The sequence below is a fragment of the Furfurilactobacillus entadae genome (genome assembly GCF_045862745.1).
GTDB lineage: Bacteria > Bacillota > Bacilli > Lactobacillales > Lactobacillaceae > Furfurilactobacillus > Furfurilactobacillus entadae.
Window position 1 is genome coordinate 1 of sequence record NZ_BQXN01000057.1, and the last position, 520, is coordinate 520.

Annotated in this window: 1 protein-coding gene; it reads left to right on the top strand. The window is 43.7% G+C overall.

All coding sequences use genetic code 11. The annotated features are described in order from the left end of the window. Window positions 1-25 precede the first annotated feature (25 nt). On the top strand, window positions 26-475 hold the full coding sequence (locus ACKTR5_RS11730; protein ID WP_407881693.1) for a hypothetical protein: 450 nt from the start codon (window positions 26-28) through the stop codon (window positions 473-475). The last annotated feature ends 45 nt before the right edge of the window (window positions 476-520 follow it).

A 520-nucleotide genomic window follows, 5' to 3' on the forward strand; every position in this document is an offset into this window, starting at 1 on the left:
TTAAATTTATGGAGGTAGGTTAGAAATGGATTTAATTACTAAAGGTATGGCGAATTGGGATAAAGCCTTGAATGACTATTTATCTCGCGAAAAGCAGATGTTTACGTGGACCGGTCATCACCCCGATGGCTACATTGTGACTGCTAAACGAATGGGGAACACCGTGATGTATGCATTCTCGGTCGACAACAATCGTAAACAAGTTAAAGGATGGACACAATTCACAGATGCAGGGTTTATCCCGGCGGGATTCAGACCAACAACTTCCCATTATCTAACTGCGGAAAGTGCACCGGGAATCATTGATGGTAAGGCTGCTGACTGGTCATCTGGCTTCTTGGTGGTTAACCCAGATGGGAGTTTAGCTACTAGGGCATTTGTGATTCCATCTGCAGTGACGGACAATCCGGATTCATCTTGGGTAAATGCTAAGGGTACCGCGACCACTAGTGACGACTACCCAGCAAGTAATTAAAAGGAGGAAAATAACATGCCTGAATATTATAAATATGATCCAAAG

Coding starts and splice junctions, on each gene's coding strand:
- ACKTR5_RS11730 (WP_407881693.1), top strand. CDS start 26: ATGGATTTAATTACTAAAGGTATGGCGAATTGGGATAAAGCCTTGAAT.